Here is a 23,281-nt window from a genome sequence, read left to right on the forward strand (position 1 = left end):
GGGGCTGCGGCCTCAGGATGATCCGGAGACCCCCGAATTTTTCCTTGATTTGCCGCAGGTAAAAACGACGGTGCCAAGCAGTCGTAGCAAGATGAGCATCGACACGCTCCAGGTACTCGATCACGAGCGGATACCAGCCTTGACCTACACCCAGGAAGATTTCCCAGTCCTTCTCCTCCCATGTCGGATCGCAGAGCGCAGCGAAGCGCGTCCGGATCACCGTCAGCATTTCCTCATGCGTCATCCTCGCCTCCCGCGAAAGGATCGAGGCCGACTTCCTGGCAGTAGGACAGGTAGAAGTCATGGGCCTGTTCCCTCGTCACGATCCTCCGGCCGAGCATCACCAGGAGCGTGGATTCGAACTGGCCGACGCGCATGATCTTCGGGCCGAACAGCTCACGCATCTGCTCGATATACGAGGGATGGCCTGGCTTGATCACGACCACATGATGCTTCTCGATCAGGTCCCAGATGCGGCTTTCACATGGTCCCATGCGAGAGACCAAAGCATAGTAGTTGTTCTGGGTCTCAGCCCACTGCGGTTCGTCGGCCATGTCCATGCGGACAAGCTTCGAGGTGTAGATCACCTTGCCATCGTCGAGGCGCGGGTGATCGTGAACGACACCCGTCAGCATGTGGTCCTCGCGACCGTAACCGACGACCCGCCAACGATTGAGGGAAGGGGCGTTCGCCAGCTGCTCAAACGTCGGGGCAGGGTTCAAAATATCAGCCATCATGGGCGACCTCCGGGAGCTTCGGGAAGGATAGGGCGATCAGTTTCGGTGAAACCCAAGCGAACGACCAACGCCGACATCAACCCATCGAGTTCCTTTTCGAGGTGAGGGGTAGTGTCGCAATCGTAATCGACCTCATAGCCGGGATTCCAGTCGACGCAGTCTTTCAGGACGAAGCCGACCTCCATCGAAGCCGCGATTTTCAAGGTCTGCTGCAGAATATAGAACTGGCGGCTGGTCAGGCGGATCACACACCCCTCATCAATGAGGGTGCCAAAGATCGTCCGAGCGCGGTCAGTCCAGTCCTGGATATACGGGCGAGTGTCAGCAAGCTCTTCGGCCGTGCTGCAAAATTCAGTGATCTCCATCCCAACAATCAGTTCGTAGCCAGGAATGTAGATAGGTCTCATGACCAGCAGACCCTCATCGAAAGCAAGCTTGATGTGGATGTATCCGGCCTGATCCCACTCGCGCACTTTGGCAGCGATCTTTCCGAGGTAGTCGAACGCGATCTTCCGGATGTCTTCCGGCATCGAACGGTCGAGGGCAGGGGGGCCGTCTCGGAACAGGAAAGCGAGATCGGCCCAACGTGCTTTCTCTTGTTCGACCTGGACGGCGGCCGAGGATAGGTGCTCCTCACAGAAGAAGCCAGCTTGAGCCCCCTCAGTCGCTCCTGGCAGCGTTTCGACACCTGGAAGGCCACAGACCTCACAGAGCGACTGCGAGGCCAGCAGGAGCGCCTCCTGTGCCCTCACGAGTGCCAGAGCACTCTCGCCTGTCCAATTGAACTGACAGGGGGCGACAAAGGCCTGCAGGCCATAGGGCATCCGCTCAAATCGGACGATCACGCAGTCCGCAAGATCGCCAATGTCCTTGAGCTGGGAGAGGAAATGATCGACGGCATGAAACCAACCATCCGGAAGCGTTGAAACGCTCGGATCGAAGTACCACGGATAGCGCGTCCGCAAGGTTTCGATCTTATCTGCTTTCATGACGATCTCCGGAATGAGAGGAAATGAAAAAGGGGAAAGCGTGAGCCTCCCCCTTCGAGCGATCCAGGGCAGGGCAGTAATTATTTCCAGAGGTTCTTGGTGGACTGCTCCGCCGAGATTCGAACGGAAGAAGGCTGCTCATATTGATCAGCGTAATTGGCGCACCAGGCGCGGTGGCGAAAGACGACGTAGCGGTCGAAGAAATTCATTTTGAACCAGCTAGGGCAGAGGTCACCATGAATCTCATTTCGCGTGGCGATCTCACGAGCGCTCGGCTGTTGGTTGAACAGATAGATGCTAGGCGACAGGCAGATGCCGATTACGATAAGATGACCGAAAACAGCACCATATCGCCGGTATTGAAACTGCCGGTACATGGAGTGTGCAAAGACCATGGCAACAAGCGCAGCGCCGATGCAAAAGAACATCTCGTTGTCGGGCTTGGTGCCGTAAAGGAGGAGCCCACAACCAGCCAAGATGACCAGGCCAGCCTTAGAGGAGAAGACCGTCAATACTTTAGGATCAACAGGTGCGTGCTGCATGGTCACTTCCAAATCTGATTGCTGGAGACGGCTTCCGCTGAAGCTTTCGGCTGGCCCGATTGCAGCAGGCCTTCAGCAGCAAGGCGATCTGCATAATTCCGGCACCATGCCTGCTCCTGGCCGCGAACGTACTTGTCCCAGAGATTTCCCTCGATCCAATCGGGGCAGAGACGCCGGTAGTAACCTTCACGGTTTTGTAGCGCCTGCGCGCTCGGCTCTTTGCTGACGGCGAAATAGATCGGGCTGAGCCAGGCGGCGACCCAAGCTGCAGCGACCAGATATTCCCAGACGGTTACCTTCCGACGGCTGCGAGCCCGGATGGTGAGGACGATTGCGAAAACAGCAAGGATCATGCCTCCAAGCTGGACCAGCGGTGGTTCCTTGGCCATGAAAACCAAGCTCAACCCGATGAAAAGGATGAGGCCGCGATAGCTGAAGAGTGCTTTGATGTTGTCAGGGTGAATAGAAGTCGGGTTCATGATTCAGCTCTCACTTCCAAAGGTTGCCAGTGGTTTCCGTGCTGGCCGTCGATCCCGTATCGATCTGAGCTGCCATGTCGTACTGAGGGTAGTCGCGGCACCAAGACGTGTTCCGCCGCTGGACGTAGCGCTCCCACCCACTCGACTTGAAATACGTCGGGCAAAGTGTTGGGGCGTAGGCCTCGCGAGTGGAGAGGATGTCCGCATCCGGACGCATCTCGCTGATCCCGCTATAGAGAGCGGGAGCCATGAACAGGCTCCCGCAAAAGAGGACTGCGGCGAACGGTTTGAAACCGGCTGAGAAGGAGCCGTATGCCTTCGCCGCGATCAGGATTACAATGAGGAAGTAGACGTAAAAAAGCCCGGAGCCGAGGAGCAGCTCGCCATGCATAGCCAGCGCGAATGAGAGCGCGAGAACTGCCATCGCGGTTGCTTTGTTGGAAAGGAACTTGGTCATGTTGATCTCACTTCTTCACGTCGTACTGGGGATAGGCTGCGCACCAGGAAATGTTGCGGTGAACGACCCACTGACCCCAGACACCGGCCTGGTGATAGGTCGGGCAAAGGCTGGCAGCTACGCGGTCGCGGCTTTCCTTCAGGCGCTCGGCTGCGTCAGCGCGTTCGTATCCGAAGCCTTTGCGGACACACTTCGAAACATCACAGTAATTCCGGTAATAGCTGTTGGTCATCATTGCACCGATGAAGGAACCGACAACCGGAAGTGCGACGTAGTAGACCAGCGCGCCAAAGAGTGCGATTGCCAGCAGATCGCTGAGAAGTTCACCGAATGCATTTCCCGCCTTGGTGGCGCTATCAAACTTCTTCGTCATGGCTATCACCTCAAAAACTCGATACGCCTAAATGATGGTGGACATTGGGCACCATGTCAATAGGGCGTTGGGCTAATAGGGCATTAGAAGAACGGATTATTTCCAGAGCTGAACAGCGGTGGTTTCCGAGGCGACGGCCTGAGTATCCGCACCTGGGAGGCGGTGGACGTAGTCCTTACACCAACGGCGGTCACGGTACTGACCGATGCTGCGGTCAAACCAGTTCCCGTCGCGCCAGTTCAGGCAGAGAACTTCAAAGGTGCGCTCGTAGGAAGATAGCTGCGAAGCTGAGGGGTGCCCTTGCTCATTGAGCTGGCTGTAGGCTCCGAGGAAAAGCGGAACACCTAAAAGCAGGGCAATGACGGCCTGGTCGACGCTGAGCCAAGCCAAACGCCTCTTCGACCTCGACGCTCGATCATATCGAAAATGGTAGTGATAATTCCAGGCTAAGATCGAGATTAGAGTAGCAAAAGCCACGATCCATTCATGATAGAAAAGCGCAGCAACCATTAGTACGACTAGGACCGGTTTACCAAGGGATTTGAAGTATTGCTTACTCTGATCGTTCATAATGGTTTTCCTCTGCCAGAATACAAATGAAAGGAGCCGCCCGAAGACGGCTCCCGATGTTGATCAGACGGAAAGGCTGGGCTCTTCACCCTCGTTCTTCGATACGGATTTGGCCTTTTCCTTGCTCTCCTGACGGGCGAGGTCGGCAGCAACATCCGAGCGGAGTGTCCCTTCCTTCTTCGCCTCGTCGAGAAGGCCTTTGGCGTATTCCTCCCAAGAGGAAGGGCGCTTTGCCTCGACAGGTTTCTCAGCCTTCTCGGTCGCCTCGACCTGATCCAAGCGAATGTCGCTTGTTTTCAAGGTGTTCAGCAGTTCCGACTGGTTTGGGGTCTCAACTGCTGAAACGGTTTCCGCCTTGGCAGTTTCGACCTGAACAGCTTCTTCCTCTACCTCGTCCAGAGTTTCATAAAATGCTTCAGCAGCATCTGGATGACCGAACTTGGTGAGCACGTCCTGTTCACGCTTGTAGTCGCTGTCGATCTGCTGAAGGGGATCGTTTGCATCCCAGATAGCCCACCCCTCCGATTCCGCGTGCTGGGTCCGCTCAAGGAGTTCGTTGCCCTTGAGCATGTAGGTAGCGTTTTCATGACGAAGGACGGTGCCTTCCGGCTGCTCGCGAAGCTGAGAGACCATGTCAACGCGGGTCTCGTACCCGTCGTACATCCAAGGTTCCACCTGAGCCTTTTCAGCCTCTACAGCTGCCTCCTGGTCAAGACGGCTGTTGTCGGCGGCACGCTTCCATTCCCAGTCCTCCACGCCATTAGGTGCGACAGACAGATCGATGGCGACGGCAGTGTTGCCCATCTCGAAAGCAGCGTGTGTCTGCTCGGCTTCGCTGTAGAGCTGGGCGACATAATCGTTGCGCTCCCGTGCAGCTTCGCTTTCTACTGACTGCTCCTGCTCGAAGGTCTGATTGTCGTAATCGGCGTAGAGGTCGGTTTCTTCCAAGACGCCAGCCTCAAGGTTCTCACGAACCTGCTCCTGAACAGCGCGTTCACGCTCTTCCAGGTAGGCGGGCGAGACATCAAGAGCGTTGACTGGCTCGACGGCCTTCTCCTGAACTTCAACGGGAGAGGCTTCAACAACCGGCTCCTGAACGTTCGGCTCAATGACGACGCTCTCGCTGAGGAGTTCGCGGATTTCCTGATCCTCGGCCTGCTGAAGGGTCAGAACCTGATCCTGAGTTTCCGTGGCGAAGAGAGGGACGTCGCACTTGTTGGCATCCCATGCGAAGGACTGGTCCGGATCGGTCCAAGTCTCGATCAAGTTGTCGCCGTCGAGGTGGAAGGAAACGCCTTCACCCTCAAAATTTAGGGTATCAAGGTCACCCTCACGAAGGCGCTCGACCACTTCCAGGCGGAGTGCTGCCTGCTCATCATTGGGCTCGAAGCCCTTCTCGATGGCATCGATTTCCTTCCATTCGACGCCTTCATTCTCAGTGCCGATCTGCTTCAGGGTGGCGATGTCATAGGAACGCTCGTAAGGCTGGTCGATTACGTCATCGAGTTCCTCGTCATGAATCTTAACGATGGAGGTCTGACGCAGCTCCGATCCGTCGGCAGACAGATAGTAGGTCTCGCCGGGCTGACCGAGCGCAGCCGACTGACTGCTAACAGTTGCTTCTGGCTCAGCCCGAAGGACATCGCGGATCGCCGCCAGCTGGGTCAGCTTAGCCGAGACGCCGGTATCGTCGGGATGACCGCGAAGCGCAGCAGGATGATCCTTCAGGCTTTCAAATTTCTGGTTTCCGTCGTGAGAGATGTAGTGGCTCCTCAGGACATTCACCTGCCTGAGCGTCAGTTCCTCTACCTGGCTCTCAACCTTGGAAGGAGAGGCGGGAACGCTACGAGGCGCTACCTCGACCTTAGTGAGGAAGTCATATACATCCCGGTCGCGAGAAGCCTTGAGCTTGTCGAGAACGGGCGCAAAGACAGCTGCACGGACCTGATCACGAGCGTTTGCAGGCGGATTGGTTTTGGCCTGGGACTTCAATGCAGCTTCCCGACGGGCATGCGCGGTCATCGCCTCAGACATGAAGCCGACACGAGAGCGCCAGACATCACCACCACCGAAATCGAGCTTCACATGAGTGGGGGTGCCAACCTTGTTATACTCGATGGAGAAAACTGCACCCGTATCAATCGGCAACTTGGCTGTGCGCCCTTGCTTGTAGAGAGCGGTGAGCTGCTTAGGATTGATCAGGCGGCCCATCTTGTAGGCGGCCTCAATTTCCTGATCCACCTGCACCTGAGCAAGTGCAGCTTTGTGTTCAGGCGTCTCAACCACAGCCGGGCGAGAATAGGCGTTAGCGGAGCTACCACCTGGCATCAGGCGACCATAACGCAGCACATAATCGTCTTGCGACATGAAGGAGCCGCCGCGACCGAAACCCATACCAAGGCCAGGCCGGAATTCGTAGATTGGACGCAGGAGTTTACCAATGCGCTCTTTTAAGCCGTCGGCCATGGTCGTACCTCTCTCTCAACGATTTCGGAATTAGAAGAATGGGATGATCAGCGTGCTCGGCAGCGAGAAGCGGACTGCACATCTTTGGCGGCTTCCCGGTCATCTTTCCGGGTCGCGCTCCAGGTCGCATTTTCAGCTTTCTGGGTGTTGGAAGCGGCCTTAACACCGCGCCAATGTTCACCTGCCGCAGCGTAGTTACCGTCACGAGTCTCAGCGCCACGCTGCTGTCCATCAGCCAAGGCATCCTGCCCCTTGAGCATGTTGGCGTATGCCTGCCACTGCTGGAGTTCGGTGGAGCGCTGGTGCTGCACCTCTTGCCAGTCAGCATCAAGGTTTGCGGCGATCTTCTCGACCAGTCCAGCGTAAGGCGATGAATTACCGCCACCCTCATTATCAGCCATCTTCAACCTCGTTCGAACGCAAAACAAACAGAACGGGGATGACCTTTTTTGAAACAAAGGATCGGCCGTCAGCATAGACAATGCTGGAATATGCCGGATTTGTCAAGTATTAAGTAATTGATATTGCTGATAAAATCTGTTAAATCCGGGTATAGAACACTCGTAAGATTTTATCTAATTTGACTACTACTTGGACATATTCCCTGCTTTCTCCTTCCAAAGGGGAGGGCTTTCGCCCCCTCCTTTTCAGAGATCAGCCGTCTTCTCAAAGTCCACGAAGTCGGCACGCATCTGACCAGCTCGCTCGACCATGCAGAGCGCGTAGCCTTCACCCTTCCCGAAGTCATCGACTGAGATGCGGGCACGCGATTGCATTGCCTCCACAACCCTCTGTTCGCGCTCACGGATTTCCTTATTCAGGTCCATGTGAGCTTTAACCTGCTCTTCGGGCTTCAACTGCTCGATCATTGCTCGGACATGATCGAGGTTGACGGATCGACGCGGCTTCGTGCTCGGAGAGAAGGAGTTCAGCCACAAGCCGTCAAAGAATTTCAGTTGGTAACTCGGCCCCGGCTCCGGACCGAGATTTTCCTTACGGATTACGTCCTCGTAGGTGGCGTAAACATCGTCGTATGAGATAGGAGCCATCATGCCCTGAGACATCATCTTGGTATAGTATTCGATGGTTTCATCTTCGTCGGTTTTCAGTACGATCTTGGTAGCGAAGTTGTTCAAGAGGTTTCGCGTTGCAACCTCGCCGATCATAAGCTGTATTGCTGCTATACTCTGGGTTGCGGCAATGAGGTGCAAATTTGTGGATCGTCCCACATTCCAAAATTTGGTGTCGGTCGCGTCGTCCTTCTCGTCATGGGTGATCAGGGATTGGTATTCGTCTGCTACCATGCAGCAGGAATACTTCTCGATCAGCTCCGGCTGATATTTCTGTCGACGAAGAGCCTGAGACATGAGGCGACATTTCATCCACATCGTCGCCAACGTGCCAGCTTCATTTTCGGTGTTTGAGCTGATGGCTATCATGACGACGTTGCCATTCAACGCCTCTTCAATCGCGACCAGCTTCTCATTCTCTTTCTGGCCGTAAGTCCCGCAGAAGAAGCGTTTCCGGACTTCCTTGTGACGGAAGGCAGCCTGGAACACGCGGCGCACGTTGACCATAAAGCCGTCCGCCGTCTCCTTAGCAATGTCGAGATATGCCGTTTCCAGATCACGGCATGCAAGGTAGGCATCCTTAAACTGCACGGATTCCGCTGATCCGTCGTCTCTGTATTTCTTGCTATAGAGCAAGCGGGTTGCAAGGATTGTAGCCTTGAGCAAATCTCGATCTGTAGCGAGCTTATAAATACCATAGAGAGAGTAGGGTCGAGCTTCGAATTGCTCCATCATCATTTCAACCGGAAGCTCTTCCCCGTCCAAGATTTTCGCAATCTGAGCGCAATTGAAGAAGATTTCGGCAGCAGCGTCATTCCAAAGACCCTCGCCCTTGCCGTTACCCGCATCAAGCTGACGAGCCATTCGCAGCATAGTCGATGCGGCCATTTCAGGCTCCATCCCAGCAAGAACGTCAACGCCGTATTGCTCATCCCCGCCGATACCGACCACATAAACCTTTTTACCCTCTGGGACGAAAGGTTGAAGATCGCGATACAGGATGCCCTTACCGTCTATGACGTAAGCCCCCATTGTACGACCCGATCCGAACTCAGCGTCCATGATACGCCGGAACATTTTTGCGAGAACCAAGGTGGTCTTTCGGGTACCGCTTTGCCCCAAGACTAAAACATGTTTGCCGAGAGCCTCCTCGTCGATGCAGACCATCTGGCCTTTCAACGGTGATCGCTGATTACCTCGGTCGCGCATGATACCGGTAGCCTCGCCCAGCGTGATCAGACTCTTGGTTTCCTTGCGCGTTGCGGCGCTTTTCACCTGGCGACCATAAGCTGTGATTTCGGTAGGTCGGTTAGAGGCATTCAGGCGATAGAGGGTGAGCGCATCGCTGGTCGGCGCACGAAGACGCCAGCTGATGCGATCCCACAAGCTCTGCATACCGGCGGTGAAAGCGTTCCACCAGAAAATTGGGAAGAGAACGGCGATAGGCCAACTGTTCGAGATTGCAACGGAACCACAGGTCCACAGCATCGCTGCGGTCGCCTGCAGAGACCAGGATGCGATTGCGCCATAAGCACCGCTCTCAACTGCCCACATCGGGAATTCCGGCAGCATGTACCAGGTATCCATCAGGAACGGGTAGGAGATCAACGCAACGCCCGCTGCGAGAATGGCGCTGAGTTTCAGAGCCTGGCGACCTGCCTTCGCAAGCAAGGTGCTGATCACGTCATCATCGACCTGGGTCCACGCGAGTGTAGCGGCATCTTCACCATTGATGAGTTTACCATCCCAGAGCGGCGGGCGAACCAGGTCAGCTGGTGTCCGATACCACGCAGAGGGGTAATGACTGAATGGTACGATTTCACTCGCGAAGGCCCACCGATCCCCCTTCAAATTGCTGCTTTTGCTAAACTGAAAAGCATAATCGCTTGCTTTAACGAGCGCTTTGGAAATGCCTTTGAACATATCAGCCTCTTGGAGCGATCATTGAGAGCACGGGGCGAACGTCATTCGGAACGGTGCCAGACTTCGTTCTGTCTTCACACCCCGACGGGACTGGCCCCACGAAGGCGCGGCACGCCTTGTCCTTAAAGAGGAGGACAGACCACTGACCCTCTGCATGAGCGACAAAGGGAACTACGTCGCTGTCGCGAAGCACGATCAGGATGCCAGTCTGCAGCCTGTCACCAAACTTCGAGATTGCCTGTTCCGCTCCGGACACCTTGGGTCCAAATGGCAGTGCAACAACGTTCTCCCAGGGCTTCGACACTCTTCCAAAGCGTGGAAGGTCCTTGCGCATAGCTGCGACAAGATCGTTGAGATTGCCGACGGTAAGGCCATCCGGGCGAGGACGATAATCGGCCATCCACGCAAGACGACCATCACCCTGCAGGCCTCCTCCCAAATCGAAATAGGTAGCGGCCGACTTCTGCCCCATATTCATGATGAAATTCGGGGGCCTGTGGTCGATCTGCATGGCGAGGCTCACGTGCGGCAGCTCTTGAATTTCAGGCATCCAAGCCGACGCGGCATTGATCGCCAAATGGTAACCGGCGAAAAGACCTACCCCGATCAAAGCAGACCGCATGATCTTTGACTGAGAGAGGATTAAAACACGCGAACCAAGAACTCGGCCACGAGAAGCAATTTGCGCGACTTCCATGCTCGGCCACTCAGCACGATGCTTTTCCGGCACGCCGTCAGCATCGATACGAACACGGAAAGTCGGCCGCTTGATCTTCGGGAGGCGCATTTTGCTAAAAAGCGATGGACGGACCTCGGTCGAGGTCGGCAGGACGTCAGTCATTATTGACCCTCAAGCTCTCTGCGAAATGCAGGCAGACTGTTCTCGATGGCTTCGCGGATTATTGCGGACGCCGAATATTTCTTGGTCTTCCCCTTCGCCATCCGATCAAGGGCAAGCTCTTTGATGACCCGAAACTGCTCGTCAGTAAGTTCGAATGATGTGGTGGGCATGCAATTATCCTCATGGTTCAACGATCCAATATGTCATTACCATAAGTGCTCATTGTCCACCATGGAAGATGCGTGTAAATCATGGTCCAAACGCAATTAATGAGGGATTGATGATCTCGGGCGCTTATGATTCAGAATGAACCATCTATGAATCCAGAGCGTTAGGCCGGACATAGAGGATGGGCCCGACAAAAGGGCAGGCCTCGATTCAGTCGCATATCGTGGCTATATATCGGTGACGGTTCTTGGTATGATGTATCCGCTGAAACGACAGGAAACACGATGCTGCTGAAGCTGCTGCATGAAAAGCTACCTGAGATCGAGCGCATTGGCATGGAAGCCGAGGAGCGCGGGAAGAAGCTTGGGATCAAGCCTTCGTGGTCGGAAGCAAAGCCCAAAGCGACTGTCAGCAAGATCACCCGAGAGACACCCTCCTCGATCCCGGCACCTACCGGCAAGCTCGCCAGCCGGTAAATAAGCATGTCGAAACCGCAGTGCACGATCCTGGCCGGTCCCAACGGCTCCGGGAAGTCTTCAATCTACGCGAAGATGAAGCCTCCGGGCGAGTTTGTGAATGCTGATGTCATTGAGGCAGCTCTCGAAGGCGATTTCAGTAAGGGCGAGCGACAGATCAAAGCGGGCAGGGTGGCAGTCACCCGCGTCCGTGAACTGATAGATACAAAAGCCGATTTCGTTTTCGAAACCACCTTGAGCAGCCACCACTCGATTAAAGTAATCGAGGACGCGATCAAGAACGGCTTCGAGGTTGGCCTTCTCTTCGTCGCCCTGGATGATCCACTGCTAAACGTCAAGCGCGTGGGCTTCCGTGTTGCAGACGGCGGCCACCACATTCCGTCTCCGGACATCCTCAGGCGCTACCGAGCTTCTTTCTTGAACCTGAGCCGTGCCCTGAGCCTAGTCCACTCGGCTGCGATCATCGATAACTCTGGCAGGATTCCCGAAATCGTTTTTGAGATCGAGAACAAGAAGATCGTTTACGACAGGTCTCGTGACATTGAGTTTCATCGAACTCTTCGAAGCCTGATAAAGCTGTTCCCGTGATCTTGCGAACTCATGCTGTGATCGTGCAGATCGCGTCGCCCTTCTCTACGAATGCGCCTGGATAGGAGTGATATTCGACCTTGCCTGCGATTTGGGCGCGGTAGCGGAACATATCCGCTATCGCAGCGTTCAGCTTGAGCCTTTCGTTTAAATCCTTTTTGTCTGCGTCTAGGCGGCGAAGCTCTGCTTCCACGTCAATGGATTTTTGTATGCTCTCAGTTTTGGCCTTGTAGAAGGCCACCTCCATCTCGGCCAGGCGGGCTGTAGCCCTGTCTAAGTCCATTTTCGAGGCTGCCCCGGCATCCACTTCCATTTGAATGAACTGAAGTTCTTCATTCGCAGCATCTCGATCCGACTCAGCCAGTTCGATAGCGGCTTTCAATGGAGCAAATATGAGCTGATCGAGATAAGCCGCGTCCAAACGCTTTTCGGTGAGCGCTAGCAGGGCCAACTCTTGAGAAAGCTTAAAGGTGTCACGTTGTATCTCGAACGCGTTCAAGAAAAACATCGGGTCGCCTTCAGCGACCATCGTCTTGTCCGATAACTCGTCTACGTAACAGTCGATCATCGCGAATACTGTTTGACTGGTGTCAGTATTTGATCTCACCAAGTAGATGACCGAGTCTGACGGGAGTTCCTTTGAGGACGTAGCAGTCGAAGACGCCGGAGCTTGGCGCTTTAATTTTGAGCCGGTCGCGAGCTTGGCTGACATAAGATTCCTCCTTCGTGAGGATCGACGAAACTGAAGAAAAGATCGTCAGGGAATCCGATACGTTCCGACTTACGATCTCCAATTCAACTGCTGCCTGCAGAACTTGGTAAGACCTCAATGCCATGTCTTGCCGCGCACGAACAACGTCGATGATCGAACCCTGTCCATTATTATGTCCATCAACCTGCGCGGCGTAAACATCCTGAGACGCTTGAAGAGCGACTTGCCTCTGGTTAGCGATCTGCGCCAGCGCAGCAATTTTTTCCTGGACTCGCGGCCCTTGTATCTCAGTTTCCTTGATCGCGTTCTCAGCAAAACCTCGTTTGATCTGAGACATAATCTTTTGCTCTTCCCAATCGTGAAGTTCTAATAGAAGATCACCCTTGGAAACTCGCGTGCCAGAATTAGCATGGACCACCGCTATACGTGTCGCCTTGGGCGATTTGAACAACAGTCTCGGCATAACATTCTCTGCCTGAAGTTGAATTCAACTAGTAGAGTCATCTGATATGACTACGCAAGCCTCAGACTTGTCAACCGCTATTCAGAGCGTTCAACGCTCATCTTCTCTTCTTCGAACCGCCTCGAAGAAGCAAAGCAACACCGTATCGCAATTTGAGGTCTCGTCAGCGGTAGCTAGCGTCCGACGTACTTCCAGCCTTCTACGGAGAGCCCAACGGTCGACTACGCCAGGCGTATTAGATGACGGAGGCGGCGGAGGTGACAGCGGTGGAGGAGGTGATGGTGGAGGAAACCTCGGAGATGGTGGTAACACCTCTGCAGGGGGCGGAGGTACTGCAGATGGAGCCACGTCTCCCTCGGGCGATGCCGCTTCCGCGATGAGCAATGATGCATCCAGGTCAGCGATGACCGCCGCGATGGACACGTTCCTACCCAGCCGCAGTCCGCCCCCAACGTCGACAACGTCTGTGGGATCGGGCTCTTACATGTGCACCATCTCCGATGTCAACGCGGCAGCTTCGTCACCTTCCGGCGTGAGCGGCGCGGTGATGACTCAGGGGAACGACGGCACGTTCTTTAACACATCTACTGCACTTGGCCTTCCTCGCTCGCCATCGGCTTCCTCGACTGCATTGAACGGCCTCGGCACTGGGGAAACGCGCGTCTCCGTAGGGATATTTTCTCACCCGAACGCAAACACGAACGGTCTCCCGGATCGAATGAACTACGCTCAGGAACCACCGCTTCAATCAATAAGCGGCTTTATGGGGACTATGTCTGCTGGGCTAAGTATCGCAAACGGGGCTATCAGCAACATGAAGGCAGCGGGGGTGATCGAAAACGGCGTGCCTCCCCTTATGAAATTCACATCGAAAGTTCTGACCGCCTCTAACGCCTATGATCGATCAAACACCCCGACACAATACGCCTACGAAATTGGAAAGAGTGTAGCTTCCGGCTATGCCGCTCGCGCAGTAGCTGGCGAGGTAGTTGCCGCCGCCGCAACGACCTTGAACCCTTGGGTGGCGGCCGGTCTCGGACTGGCGGCCGCAATCGGAACTACCGCGACGTTCAAGTATGCTGTATCCATCGCTGAAGAGGCGGTCGGCAATGCAGAACGGTACATGACGGAAATCGCCGTCAATCTTGATCGGGAAATCAGAAATCTTTATCGAGTGTATTACTGAAGGGCTTATCCCGTGGAGTTTATTCGGCTCGCTTCTTTTCTAATTCTAGGTTTTCCATGGGACCAGGGTTGGTTCTACCTGATTGATTGTGAAGACAAAAAAGTCACCCACATCTCCACTTCAAGCAGCATAGGTTACAGTTCTCATTGGAAAGGGCCCGGAGAACGTCACAGCGGCGGCAAGGGATATTATGTCCAAGGCCTAGAAGCTGATCCGTCACTATTAAAGTGGGTCAATGTGTCGGAAACCGAAGACCAAAATATATCCAAAGGGCATATTGAGGAAGGCATTTTCCGAGGGTCCGAGATATATTTCGTTTCTACAGACGACAGCGTTGCGATAGCGATTTGGAAAAGTGGCAAACAAGAGTTGCTCACCTATTGTCGGCTTCGGTAGCACACCTCGGAGCCAACAATACTTTCGCCATGGAGTGGATCGAATTTACGTTTTACATGGGTGATGGCTTCCGCCGAGATCGTAAATTCATCGTTCACGAGATCGCGGTCGGTTGTGTAGAATCCATCTTTGCCTTTTTCAACCGTCACCACATTCGCCTCAGCCTGCGGATGCAATAAAGTTGAATTCAGCTCAAAAACGATGAGGTAGTTGCGACCAGCTTCGTCCACGAACGGAATGAGAGAGGGGTCATTCGCGATATAAAGAAATGGGCTCTCGGGAGGGCATTTGAAAATTATGAAGGCGTCCACCTCAGCGCAGAGTGCCTGTCCGCAGAGAGGAATACATAACATCGCCAGTGAGGCAAACAATGAGCGTTTCATCGAGGCAGCTCTCATTTATGTAGTAAGGAATAGAAGCACGAGAGCGTGTTGATGTCCACATTTGGCGACGGGTCTCGCTCTCAATGGGCAACGGGACTTAACGGCCGCGCCGTGGACCCTGGCTAAGGTTATCTTCTGCCTCGCGCTGCTTGGCCCTGGCCTCCTCAAGCTCCTTGGAGGAAATCTTGCTACCTGGTTCCCTCGCCAGCTGATCGGCCCATTCTTCCATCGTGCGGGGTCTGCGGAAGCCGGTCTTCTGTTCAGCCTGCTCCGACCTCTGCTCGCCGCGCGAGGACTTCAGACGAGCCTGCAGGGCCTCGCTGACATCCTTGAATTGTGAATCAGGACGTGCTGCAATGAACTCACCACCCGGGTTGCCGGTCTTGTATGCTTCTTGGACCGTCGTCTCGAATATCTTGTTCTGCTCGTCGTTCTGACCAATGAAGCGACATTTAGCATCGGGGTATTTCCGTGCCAGATCGTAGAACATTGCCAGCTCGGTTTCCTTAGGATTGCCTGCCGTGGTGACCCATAGGGTGTCCTCACGATAATTTTGCTCCTGGAAATCAGTCGCAGAGTCTGAGCTGCTCTCTGCGAAGGCGATGAACTTCGGGTCGTCCGTATTTCCATAAATCATCAAAACACGTTGCGTGTCCGGAGAGGTCTCGTTCATGCGCTTACCTTCGAAGCGGCCGACCGGTCCCTTACGGATCACACCAACAACCTGATCCTCGAACTTCAGAGCAAACATGAAGCCATCAATGTTGCGGTTCTCGATGGGCTTGAAGGTCTTCTTGTCACCGTCACCCTCGACGATCCAGTCTTTCTGCTGTGCGCTCTCCAGCTTGAGAACGCCGAATGCTGCCAGCCGACGCTGAGTTTCCTCGTTGATCCCCCTGTTGATCAGGTCCTGGCTGTAGACGCCATTACCGACTTCACGGCCAAGCGCCCAGCGCTTTTCCTGCTTCGCAATCTTCGAGACGTCGAAATCGGCCATCTTCGGGAGATCGCGCTCGAACCGCTCCTTCGGCGGAAGCTGAATGACCGGCTCCGGCTTGTAAGTTGAATTAGACGTAGCGAATTCCTTATCGGGTCTCGTGCCGAAAACGCCGCGAAGGTAATGCTTCGCATCGCCATTCTTCATGCCACGGAAATGCTCCAGGAAGCCGACGATGTTGCCGTTCGTGTTGTTCTGACCACGTAGGAACCAAGTCCAATTACCCTTAGACGCCCACTTCGTAGCGACGTACTTAATGCCCTTTCCGAAACGGACTGTGTACTCTGTCCCTGCTCCGAACCTCTTATCGAAGGTGCCACGTCCCCATACCGATTCAGGGTCCTTTGTCCCGCCCTGTGACAGCATGTATTCCGCCAAGTTCTGCTTCACGAAGTGATCTAGCTCATTCTGCGCCACGCGGCCCAGGCTCTCAGGATATTTCCTCGATTTGTCTTTCGCCCTGAATTCATACCCGCTCTTGGCAGCCTGTTGTCTCAGCGCTTCAGCCGGGTTCTCCTTGGCATTGATAGGCTTATTCGACACGGCATTCGATAAGGTTTTATCCTCTACTTTCGGCTTCCATCCATTTGCGAATGGACCACTGGGCCGGGTAGGGGGCTGACGGCGTGGCAATGTGTTCTTCTGGCTTTCCTCCATCATTTCAAACTCTCTCACTTTCTCTTCATAAAGAACAATTTCTTTGTAGGCTTCGATGACCTCTTTTGGTGCGTCTACGAAATCACTGATGTTTTTCTTTGCGTCCTCTTTCTGGCTCTCACGAAGCCAGTCTTCGAGGATCATCTCGTCGGTCACGATCTTACCGCTGTCCGCAGGGTTCTCTTTGGCAACGACTTTGCCACCGCGCGAGAACTTCATCTCGACGCCACCGGCAGAAGCCAGTTTGTCGATCAGGCGCTCGCGCTCGACGTAGATGTTGCAGGATTCCTTGAATCTCGTCGCCGCGACATATGCTTGACGCCATGTCCAGCCGTCCGAAACCAGCAGGAATGTATGCAAAAATGTTGACCCCTGGGCGGAATGATTGGTTCCGGAATAGGCCCAGTTCAGCTGCGGCACCTTTGGGGTAGGGTGCTTGTTCTTCTCCGACGGCTCCTCACGGAAGCCCACCAGCTCGCTGACCTTAATCACCATGTCCCGCTGCATGTGGTCGAAGCGGACAACGAAAGCGTCCTCGGTGCCATTCTTCCTGTCGCCAGGAATGATGTCCTTGACCGTGAAGGTCTGGCCGTTGAAAAGCTTCTCCTGGTCGATGGTCAGGTTTTCGCCCAGCTGCATACGCTCGCCAGCTCGAACACTGAGCTTCGAGATCGTTTCGCCGTCCTTGGCGAGAACGTCCAGCTTGTATTCGAAATCGCCCAGAGCGCCGCGCTCGATGAGAGCATTACGGACGGCCTGGTTGATCTTGCGAACTTCAGCGTTGGTCTGAGCGATCAGGTAGCAGGACTCGCCGGGATGCGTCTCCATCTTCTTCAGCATGTCGGACACGGCGCGATCAACAACCTGATCCCGGCCGTTCACGAAATGAACGAAGCCACGGTCATGATACTCGCGGAGAGCATCAGAGGTCTGGCGCATCGACAGCTGTACCGAGGCCTTACGAGCCCACTGGTGGTTCTGGCGAATGATCTCGTCGAGGACGAATGAGCCGTAGATCGAGCTGATCGCACGGAAAGGGGCACCGGCCTGAACGGCTTCGAGCTGACGGCTATCCCCGGTCAAAATCACCCGGCAACCAGTGACCCGTGAAAGCTCGACTAGGTCTTCCATCTGACGCAGCGAGAGCATTCCTGCCTCGTCGCAAACTATGGCCGAGTGCTTCCCAATGTCGAGCTTCCCGACCTTCCACTTTTCCAAGAGGCCATGGATCGCCATACCGCGCTTGTCGCCACCGAACTCAATGCCAGTGTCGTCGCACAAAACCTTGACGGCCTTCCAGGCAACCGCAGTACCCCAGACCTCATAGCCGTCTTCACCGAGCGCCTTAACGAGAGCGCCCATGGTGAAGGACTTACCGGCACCGGCTCGGCCCTCGATGACCTTGATCTGACCTTCACCGGCAGCATAGCGAACAGCATCAGCCTGCTTCTTGGTCAGATGCAGGGTTTTCTCGACCGTCAGGAACGATCCATCTTCCTGCTTCTCCTTCACCTGGACGGTCTTGCCCTCGGCAATGATGCGCTCGACCATCGACCTGCGAAGGGCAGGGGCGGTCGTCGCCATCATGTCAACCTTGGCAAGCATCTTCCATTCGCGGTCGATGATGTCCTGGGTAGAGAAAAAGCTATCTGGGCCTTTCTTGCCGAGTGCGATCAGCTTCTCATCACCAGCAATCTTATCATAGACGCGGGTTTGGATCGGCGTTCCACCGTAAACCTGGACAGCCTCATAAATGTGTTTGCGCATTTCCCTCTCAGAGAATGCGACTTCGTTCTCGACAAGCTGATTGAACGCTTCTTCGATGACATCTTCCTCGATCAATTCGACCGGGCGTTTCTCTCCGAGTTCGATACCAATTCGAGCGGCATCCTCGCGAGCGACTTCCCACGCCTTATCCAGCTCTTCATCGCGAGCTTCCTTGGCCTTCGTCATCTTGTCGATGACAGAGTGAAGGTCCATTCCGAATTCGCTGGCTTCCTTGCCCCAAGTCTCAACAAGCTCCTCGAAAGGAGGAAGGTCGCCCTTCTTTAGCCTCGTGTTGTGATTGATTACGGTTGAAGCCTCACGATCCTTCGACTTGTCGTAACCGAGGACTTCAGCCATTTCCGCAATCGTGTTCGTACGCTTGCTCCAGGTGTCGCGGAGTTCGGTTTCGAATCCGACGATGCCCCATGCTTTGCGGATTTTCTCAAAATCCATTCCAGGTACCAGGTGACCGATCTTGTCCTTGAGACTATCGATCATGTTGCCACGGAAGTTCGCCGCCAATGCGCCGCCGTAACGCTTCAGCTCGATGTTGTCGCCAGCGGTGATATGCCCGTCCTTGTAGACGACCATGTTGATCCAGACGTTATGGATGTGCAGCTGCGGATCGCCGTCACGGCTCGTGCGGTGGAAGAATTTGATAATTGGAGCATCGACGGCAGCTTCATAGCCGTACTCCATCAGAAGCTCACCGGTCTCCGGATCGTGCTTGTGCTCGCCGGTAATAGGATCGATGACAGGCTTCGAACGGCGGCCGACAATCCAGCCATTGTCGAAGGCGTGCTGCAGCATGGCATCATTGGCCTCGTGCAATGCAGCCTCGATCCCTTGAACCAGCTCAAGCGAATACTTGTCGTTCGGGTTCCGCTTCAGCTCGGCCATCGCCAGCGCCCACAGCGCCGAGACATCCTTGGGCGGCGCGGTCATGTTGTCGAAGCCGGGACGGCGGTTCGCGTGAACCGGCTCACCGGTGATCGGAGAAATCTTGACGAAGTAGTCGCCGGTTAGCGGGTGACGACCCTTCGCCATATCTTCCATGACGTCGAAGCTGACGGTCTGGCCATTCTCGAAAAGAGGCTGAACGGGGAGATCGGAAGGAACCTTCTGCTCGGGCGAGAACGCGATACCAGGCGCATCTTCGTTGTCGAAGTAGCGGAATTGACGATGGTCCAACTTGCCCTCGGCCTGCAATTTGGCAGCCGACATCTTCGCCTTGTAGGCGTTCTCCCTGAAGTAGCCGAGGTGGCTGATGGCGACAGTCGTGAACAATGAATGGCCCCTTACGCGCTCTGCTTGATGCCGAGCAGGGCATTCTTTGCGGCCAGTTCTCGGCGGAGATCAGCATTCTCTTCCAGCAGTCCAGCGATCAAATCGTTGTTGCGTTCCAGGTTCTCATTCTGCGCCTGTGCTGCTTCGAGTTCGACCTTGGCGATCTCACCTTCGGTCAAAGCGCGGAACAGGAAATTGAGAGCATTGTCGCCCATGGTCTGCTTCTTCAGGAGATCGACAGCAGTCATCATCTGGCTCACAGCATCGTCAAGGCGACGGCCACGATCCAGCTGAGCGAGCAATGCTTCCTTGATGATGTCAGCGCGCTTCAGCGTTTTGCCGTTCTCAAGACGATGAGCATCGATCTCGATATCGATGAGATCGAGAACGTGCTGCGGAAGAGTGACTTCAATCGGCTTTGAGCCGGACGATGCCCTTGCCTTGGCGGGTGCCGCCTTCTTCCTTGTCAACGTTTTTGATGTCCTTGTAGGCATCGCATTTTCCTTCAACTATTTCCGGCGAAGAAATCGTTAGATTTCAGAGCCTTACCCGGCGACAGCCGGGACAATAGGGCCATCCCGATGGCGTCTAGTGTTCACCGCTTCCCCAGAAGCGTCTCCGCAATCATCAAACATCAGTTTGTGAATTGTCACAACAGCCGAAATCCAACTTCATTAATAATTCCTTCCTCAACTTAAACAGAATTGATTTCTGAAGATTTCTGAACTCCGTCTCAATCCGATCTTGTTACCGATCATGACAACGTTGAAGTCAACGCATAGGTAATGTCCGCAGTGTCAACAATGCACATCACCAAGCGACAATTTATGAAGAGCCCAGTCAAAGCCTGATCAATCGCATAATGGTAATTATGGAACCGTCAACGTAATTTGTGGACGACACAGGTTATAAAAGGTTTAGATACCTTATCTTAGGTTTTAGTAACGTCAATCCGATTTTTCATAAATCATAGAATGGTAGCGATTAGACGAACTGCTGTTTAACTTTTGCGAATCTCCAACGCAGTCCGATTTCAGCGTAAGTTTGACGATGCGCGAATTTATGAGCAAGCGAGGAAATGATTAACCTCGAAATCTGGTTGACAAAGCCCAATGTCCACTTCATCAATGTCGCTACGATAACGCGATGAGGTTTTCTCGGATGGCAGACGAAGAAGCAAAAGAGGTCGATTACAACGACATTGTAGCGGCCCTCAAGGAAATGGCGAAAACGCCAAACCGCAAGAACAAGACCCTGAAGGATCATCTGCGCGATCCCGAAATGAAAGCCGCAATCGAAGCTGCAAAATCTGCTGGATACAGCAATGAAGACATTGTGAATGTTCTTCGGAGCAAGGGCGTCATTACGACAGCCGGAACTTTTGGCAGTTACTGGTCTGAGGTCAGCCGTGAAGGCCAGGCTAACGCGGCACCCAGAGCGAAAGCAAAATCCACCAAGGCGACCGCGCCGAAAGCTGCCGAAACCAGTTCCGAGCAGACTGCGGAAACGTCCGCAAAGCCGGATGCGAAAGCACCGGAAACGGGTTCCGATAACGGCAGCAAGCCTGAAACCAAGGCACCCATCAATCCCGCACAGAGAGATCGTAAGTCCCTCTAAGAATGCCGACAGCGCCATAAGGAGTATTGTGTAATGGCAACTGCTGCAAAGAAGGCTGAGCTGCAAAACTCGACCGCTCTCTTCGTCATCATGGCGTCCGACAAGGGCGGCGTGGGTAAATCGTTCTTCTTCCGCTTCCTGGCCGAGCATCTGCGAAAGCACAAGGGTGAAAGTGTCCTCCTATTCGACGGCGATGGCGGCACGGGATCGTCGTTCCGGATTTTTGGAACGCGTGACGCGGATGGTTTCCTGATCGAGGACCAGAACCCTGCCGTCGGTATCATGCAATACAATCTCCGCAAGGCTCGCCCACGTGAGACCCTGATCAACTCCGTCACCCTCGGCGGCGCGATCACACTGCACGATCTTCCCGGGGGCGCATTCGACGCCATGACCGAGATCGCAGACAATGGCGACGAAAGCCTGCACGGCATTTTCGAAGGCGTGTTGTCGGAGGGGCAGCAGCCTGTTGTCTTCCACCTCGTGCACCACGAAGACGAAAGCACTGAAAGCGTTGCCCGCTATCTTGATGCAACTGAAGGTCTCGAAATCAAGCATATCGCCGTCCTGAATTTCCGCGACGCGGACAGCAAGGAAGATTTCGAGATGTGGTTCGGCTACACCGACGAGCACGGGGAAAAGATCGGCGGCCGAACCCGTGAACGTCTGCTCGCGTCTGGCGGTTTCGAACTCATTGTTCCTCGCCTGGCTCCCTCGGCCGCGTCGCGCATCAAGCGTTACAACCTGACCTTCGAGCAGGCCACGACGGACAAGCGTCTGACCCTCGCCCAACGCACCCAAGTCTCTCGCTGGTATCGCGAAATGACGAAGGCGCTTATGGAGAACGACGCCTTCAAGGCTCTCTTCGATCTCTGATCATAGCAATACCCGGTCTCTGCTAGCGGCCGGGCTCCACCTATAGGAATGAGAGGGACAGGACATGCGAGTGAAAATGGAGGCGGCTGAATTCTTCAACCGGACCGCAAAGGTTCTGGAGCTGAGCGAAGAGAACCGCATCCTCGCTTGGGATATTCTGACCAAGATCGGCTACTCAGACGACGAGTTCATGTCGGTCATGTTCATGACCTTCGCCCGAATTGGTGTCCTGAACAAGGAAATCTCCGAACTCTTCGCCAAGCTACCCGAGGACATCCGGGAGGCAGTCACCGACGATCTGAAAGCAGAAGTCGAAAAGGCGCTCGCATCCGTTCCTGATAACCTGGCCGCCAAGGTCGATGAAGCCCTCAAAGCTTCCCTCGATCAGCTGGCTACAAATGTTGACATTATGGCCCAGAAGGAAGCTGACCGTCGTCAGACATTCCGGATGACCCAGGCTGCAGGCGGGTGTGCGGTTATCGTGCTGATCGCTCTTGGCTCCGGCTATTTCGTCGGTCGCGAGATGATCACTGCAGAAGCGCTCCGGATGGAGCAGCTGATGCAAAGGCCCGATGCGACCGCGATGATGACCCTTTCGAAGTTCAACGACTTCAATCGGATTGTCGCGGAATGTGGGGTTGGTCAGTTCGAGTTTCGTGGTGCAGCTGCCTGCCGTCCAAACGTCATGGTCAGCAAAGCGATGGTCACCTCGGAAGGAATCAATGATTTCTTCCTCACCCTGACCAGGTGGATTGTCTCCCTCGGGACCTGGGGTCTCCTAGGTGTCGGCGGTCTGATCGGCCTCATCGCCGGTCGTTTTTGGGGCTCGCGTCGTCGGGCCTGATTTGAATCGGAATTAGAAGAACGAAGGAAAGGGATCGAAATGGCTGGCAACGATATGTTTGGACAGATGGCGAAAGCCTACATGATCGCGGACATGCTGACCCCTCCTCGTCAGCCGCAGGTCATCGAAACCGGTTACAGCCAGGAAGAGATGAACGCGGTCACGCGCCTTGCAAATTCCCGTATCCGTCAGGCGAACGCGATGATTGAGAAGCTGGTAGCTGGGATCACGCAACTTCGTGACGCGAACCGGAAGTTCATGAAGGGCACCGGCAAAACTTCCTCCGATTACGTCTCAATGTTGGAAGGACAGCAGACGGAAGCGTTCCGGGTGATCTCTGAGCTTCGTACTCAGATCGCTCGCTTGGAAGTTGAGAACGACGATTTGAAGGCTGGCCGAATTCCGGCTTGATGATCG

At 54.6% G+C, this 23,281-nt stretch carries 24 protein-coding genes and 1 pseudogene; 7 read left to right on the plus strand and 18 right to left on the minus strand.

All coding sequences use genetic code 11. The features are described 5' to 3' along the window. From J2857_RS30075 to J2857_RS30135, 13 genes and pseudogenes are all read right to left on the minus strand, one after another. Nucleotides 1–244, minus strand: a pseudogene (locus tag J2857_RS30075) (hypothetical protein); the annotation flags it as partial. After that, on the minus strand, nt 234–737 hold the full coding sequence (locus tag J2857_RS30080; RefSeq protein WP_210013742.1) for a DUF6634 family protein: 504 nt from the start codon (nt 735–737) through the stop codon (nt 234–236). The gene J2857_RS30080 and the pseudogene J2857_RS30075, both read right to left, overlap by 11 nt. After that, entirely contained in the window at nt 734–1,726 is a 993-nt protein-coding gene (locus tag J2857_RS30085) for a hypothetical protein (RefSeq protein WP_210013743.1), read from the minus strand. Before J2857_RS30085 ends, J2857_RS30080 begins: the two co-directional genes overlap by 4 nt. Nucleotides 1,727–1,806: 80 nt before the next feature. Then, a complete protein-coding gene (locus J2857_RS30090; protein ID WP_210013744.1) occupies nt 1,807–2,268 on the minus strand; it encodes a hypothetical protein in 462 nt (153 codons plus the stop codon). A 2-nt stretch (nt 2,269–2,270) separates the two neighbouring features. After that, entirely contained in the window at nt 2,271–2,747 is a 477-nt protein-coding gene (locus J2857_RS30095) for a hypothetical protein (protein WP_210013745.1), read from the minus strand. A gap of 10 nt (nt 2,748–2,757) precedes the next feature. Next, nucleotides 2,758–3,204 carry a hypothetical protein gene (locus tag J2857_RS30100; RefSeq protein WP_210013746.1) on the minus strand — a complete coding sequence of 149 codons (447 nt, stop codon included), beginning with the start codon at nt 3,202–3,204 and terminating at the stop codon, nt 2,758–2,760. Nucleotides 3,205–3,211: 7 nt separating this feature from the next. Beyond that, nucleotides 3,212–3,577, minus strand: coding sequence for a hypothetical protein (locus J2857_RS30105; RefSeq protein ID WP_210013747.1), 366 nt, complete (start codon nt 3,575–3,577; stop codon nt 3,212–3,214). Between the two features lie 96 nt (nt 3,578–3,673). Beyond that, entirely contained in the window at nt 3,674–4,147 is a 474-nt protein-coding gene (locus J2857_RS30110) for a hypothetical protein (RefSeq protein WP_210013748.1), read from the minus strand. Nucleotides 4,148–4,210: 63 nt separating this feature from the next. Beyond that, nucleotides 4,211–6,613: a hypothetical protein gene (locus J2857_RS30115; RefSeq protein WP_210013749.1), complete on the minus strand. Its 2,403-nt coding sequence runs from the start codon at nt 6,611–6,613 to the stop codon at nt 4,211–4,213. 47 nt (nt 6,614–6,660) lie between these two features. Continuing rightward, complete coding sequence (locus tag J2857_RS30120) at nt 6,661–7,014, minus strand: hypothetical protein (RefSeq protein ID WP_210013750.1); 354 nt, start codon at nt 7,012–7,014, stop codon at nt 6,661–6,663. A gap of 246 nt (nt 7,015–7,260) precedes the next feature. Continuing rightward, nucleotides 7,261–9,606, minus strand: a complete 2,346-nt coding sequence (locus tag J2857_RS30125; protein ID WP_210013751.1) for a TraM recognition domain-containing protein — start codon at nt 9,604–9,606, stop codon at nt 7,261–7,263. A gap of 1 nt (nt 9,607) precedes the next feature. Continuing rightward, a complete protein-coding gene (locus J2857_RS30130) occupies nt 9,608–10,447 on the minus strand; it encodes a hypothetical protein (RefSeq protein WP_210013752.1) in 840 nt (279 codons plus the stop codon). After that, nucleotides 10,447–10,617: a hypothetical protein gene (locus J2857_RS30135; protein WP_210013753.1), complete on the minus strand. Its 171-nt coding sequence runs from the start codon at nt 10,615–10,617 to the stop codon at nt 10,447–10,449. The genes J2857_RS30130 and J2857_RS30135 overlap by 1 nt, the downstream gene beginning before the upstream one ends. Before the next feature lie 282 nt (nt 10,618–10,899). Between J2857_RS30135 and J2857_RS30140 the strand changes: the two genes are divergently transcribed. After that, nucleotides 10,900–11,091, plus strand: a complete 192-nt coding sequence (locus J2857_RS30140; RefSeq protein ID WP_210013754.1) for a hypothetical protein — start codon at nt 10,900–10,902, stop codon at nt 11,089–11,091. A 6-nt stretch (nt 11,092–11,097) separates the two neighbouring features. After that, nucleotides 11,098–11,679 carry a zeta toxin family protein gene (locus tag J2857_RS30145; protein WP_210013755.1) on the plus strand — a complete coding sequence of 194 codons (582 nt, stop codon included), beginning with the start codon at nt 11,098–11,100 and terminating at the stop codon, nt 11,677–11,679. A 10-nt stretch (nt 11,680–11,689) separates the two neighbouring features. On the opposite strand, the gene J2857_RS30150 is transcribed toward J2857_RS30145, so the two are convergent. Together J2857_RS30150 and J2857_RS30155 are read right to left on the minus strand one after the other, a co-directional pair. Continuing rightward, on the minus strand, nt 11,690–12,208 hold the full coding sequence (locus tag J2857_RS30150) for a hypothetical protein (RefSeq protein WP_210013756.1): 519 nt from the start codon (nt 12,206–12,208) through the stop codon (nt 11,690–11,692). 61 nt (nt 12,209–12,269) lie between these two features. Beyond that, nucleotides 12,270–12,854 (minus strand): hypothetical protein, encoded by a 585-nt coding sequence (locus J2857_RS30155; protein ID WP_210013757.1) that lies wholly within the window; start codon nt 12,852–12,854, stop codon nt 12,270–12,272. A 484-nt stretch (nt 12,855–13,338) separates the two neighbouring features. Here J2857_RS30155 and J2857_RS30160 point away from each other — a divergent pair, with 484 nt between their 5' ends. Continuing rightward, complete coding sequence (locus J2857_RS30160) at nt 13,339–14,040, plus strand: hypothetical protein (RefSeq protein WP_210013758.1); 702 nt, start codon at nt 13,339–13,341, stop codon at nt 14,038–14,040. 377 nt (nt 14,041–14,417) lie between these two features. Here J2857_RS30160 and J2857_RS30165 read toward each other — a convergent pair whose 3' ends face one another. The 3 genes from J2857_RS30165 to J2857_RS30175 form a co-directional block, all read right to left on the minus strand. Next, entirely contained in the window at nt 14,418–14,819 is a 402-nt protein-coding gene (locus J2857_RS30165) for a hypothetical protein (protein WP_210013759.1), read from the minus strand. Between the two features lie 97 nt (nt 14,820–14,916). Then, a complete protein-coding gene (locus tag J2857_RS30170; RefSeq protein WP_210013760.1) occupies nt 14,917–19,527 on the minus strand; it encodes an AAA family ATPase in 4,611 nt (1,536 codons plus the stop codon). 11 nt (nt 19,528–19,538) lie between these two features. Continuing rightward, nucleotides 19,539–19,997: a hypothetical protein gene (locus J2857_RS30175; protein WP_210013761.1), complete on the minus strand. Its 459-nt coding sequence runs from the start codon at nt 19,995–19,997 to the stop codon at nt 19,539–19,541. Nucleotides 19,998–20,688: 691 nt separating this feature from the next. On the opposite strand from J2857_RS30175, the gene J2857_RS30180 reads away from it, so the two are divergent. From J2857_RS30180 to J2857_RS30195, 4 genes are all read left to right on the plus strand, one after another. Continuing rightward, nucleotides 20,689–21,144 (plus strand): hypothetical protein, encoded by a 456-nt coding sequence (locus J2857_RS30180; protein WP_210013762.1) that lies wholly within the window; start codon nt 20,689–20,691, stop codon nt 21,142–21,144. A 33-nt stretch (nt 21,145–21,177) separates the two neighbouring features. After that, nucleotides 21,178–22,020: a hypothetical protein gene (locus J2857_RS30185; RefSeq protein WP_210013763.1), complete on the plus strand. Its 843-nt coding sequence runs from the start codon at nt 21,178–21,180 to the stop codon at nt 22,018–22,020. Between the two features lie 70 nt (nt 22,021–22,090). Continuing rightward, nucleotides 22,091–22,864 (plus strand): hypothetical protein, encoded by a 774-nt coding sequence (locus J2857_RS30190; protein WP_210013764.1) that lies wholly within the window; start codon nt 22,091–22,093, stop codon nt 22,862–22,864. 39 nt (nt 22,865–22,903) lie between these two features. Beyond that, nucleotides 22,904–23,275: a hypothetical protein gene (locus J2857_RS30195; protein WP_210013765.1), complete on the plus strand. Its 372-nt coding sequence runs from the start codon at nt 22,904–22,906 to the stop codon at nt 23,273–23,275. Nucleotides 23,276–23,281: the final 6 nt, after the last annotated feature.

The organism is Neorhizobium galegae (assembly GCF_017877055.1).
Taxonomy (GTDB): domain Bacteria; phylum Pseudomonadota; class Alphaproteobacteria; order Rhizobiales; family Rhizobiaceae; genus Neorhizobium; species Neorhizobium galegae_D.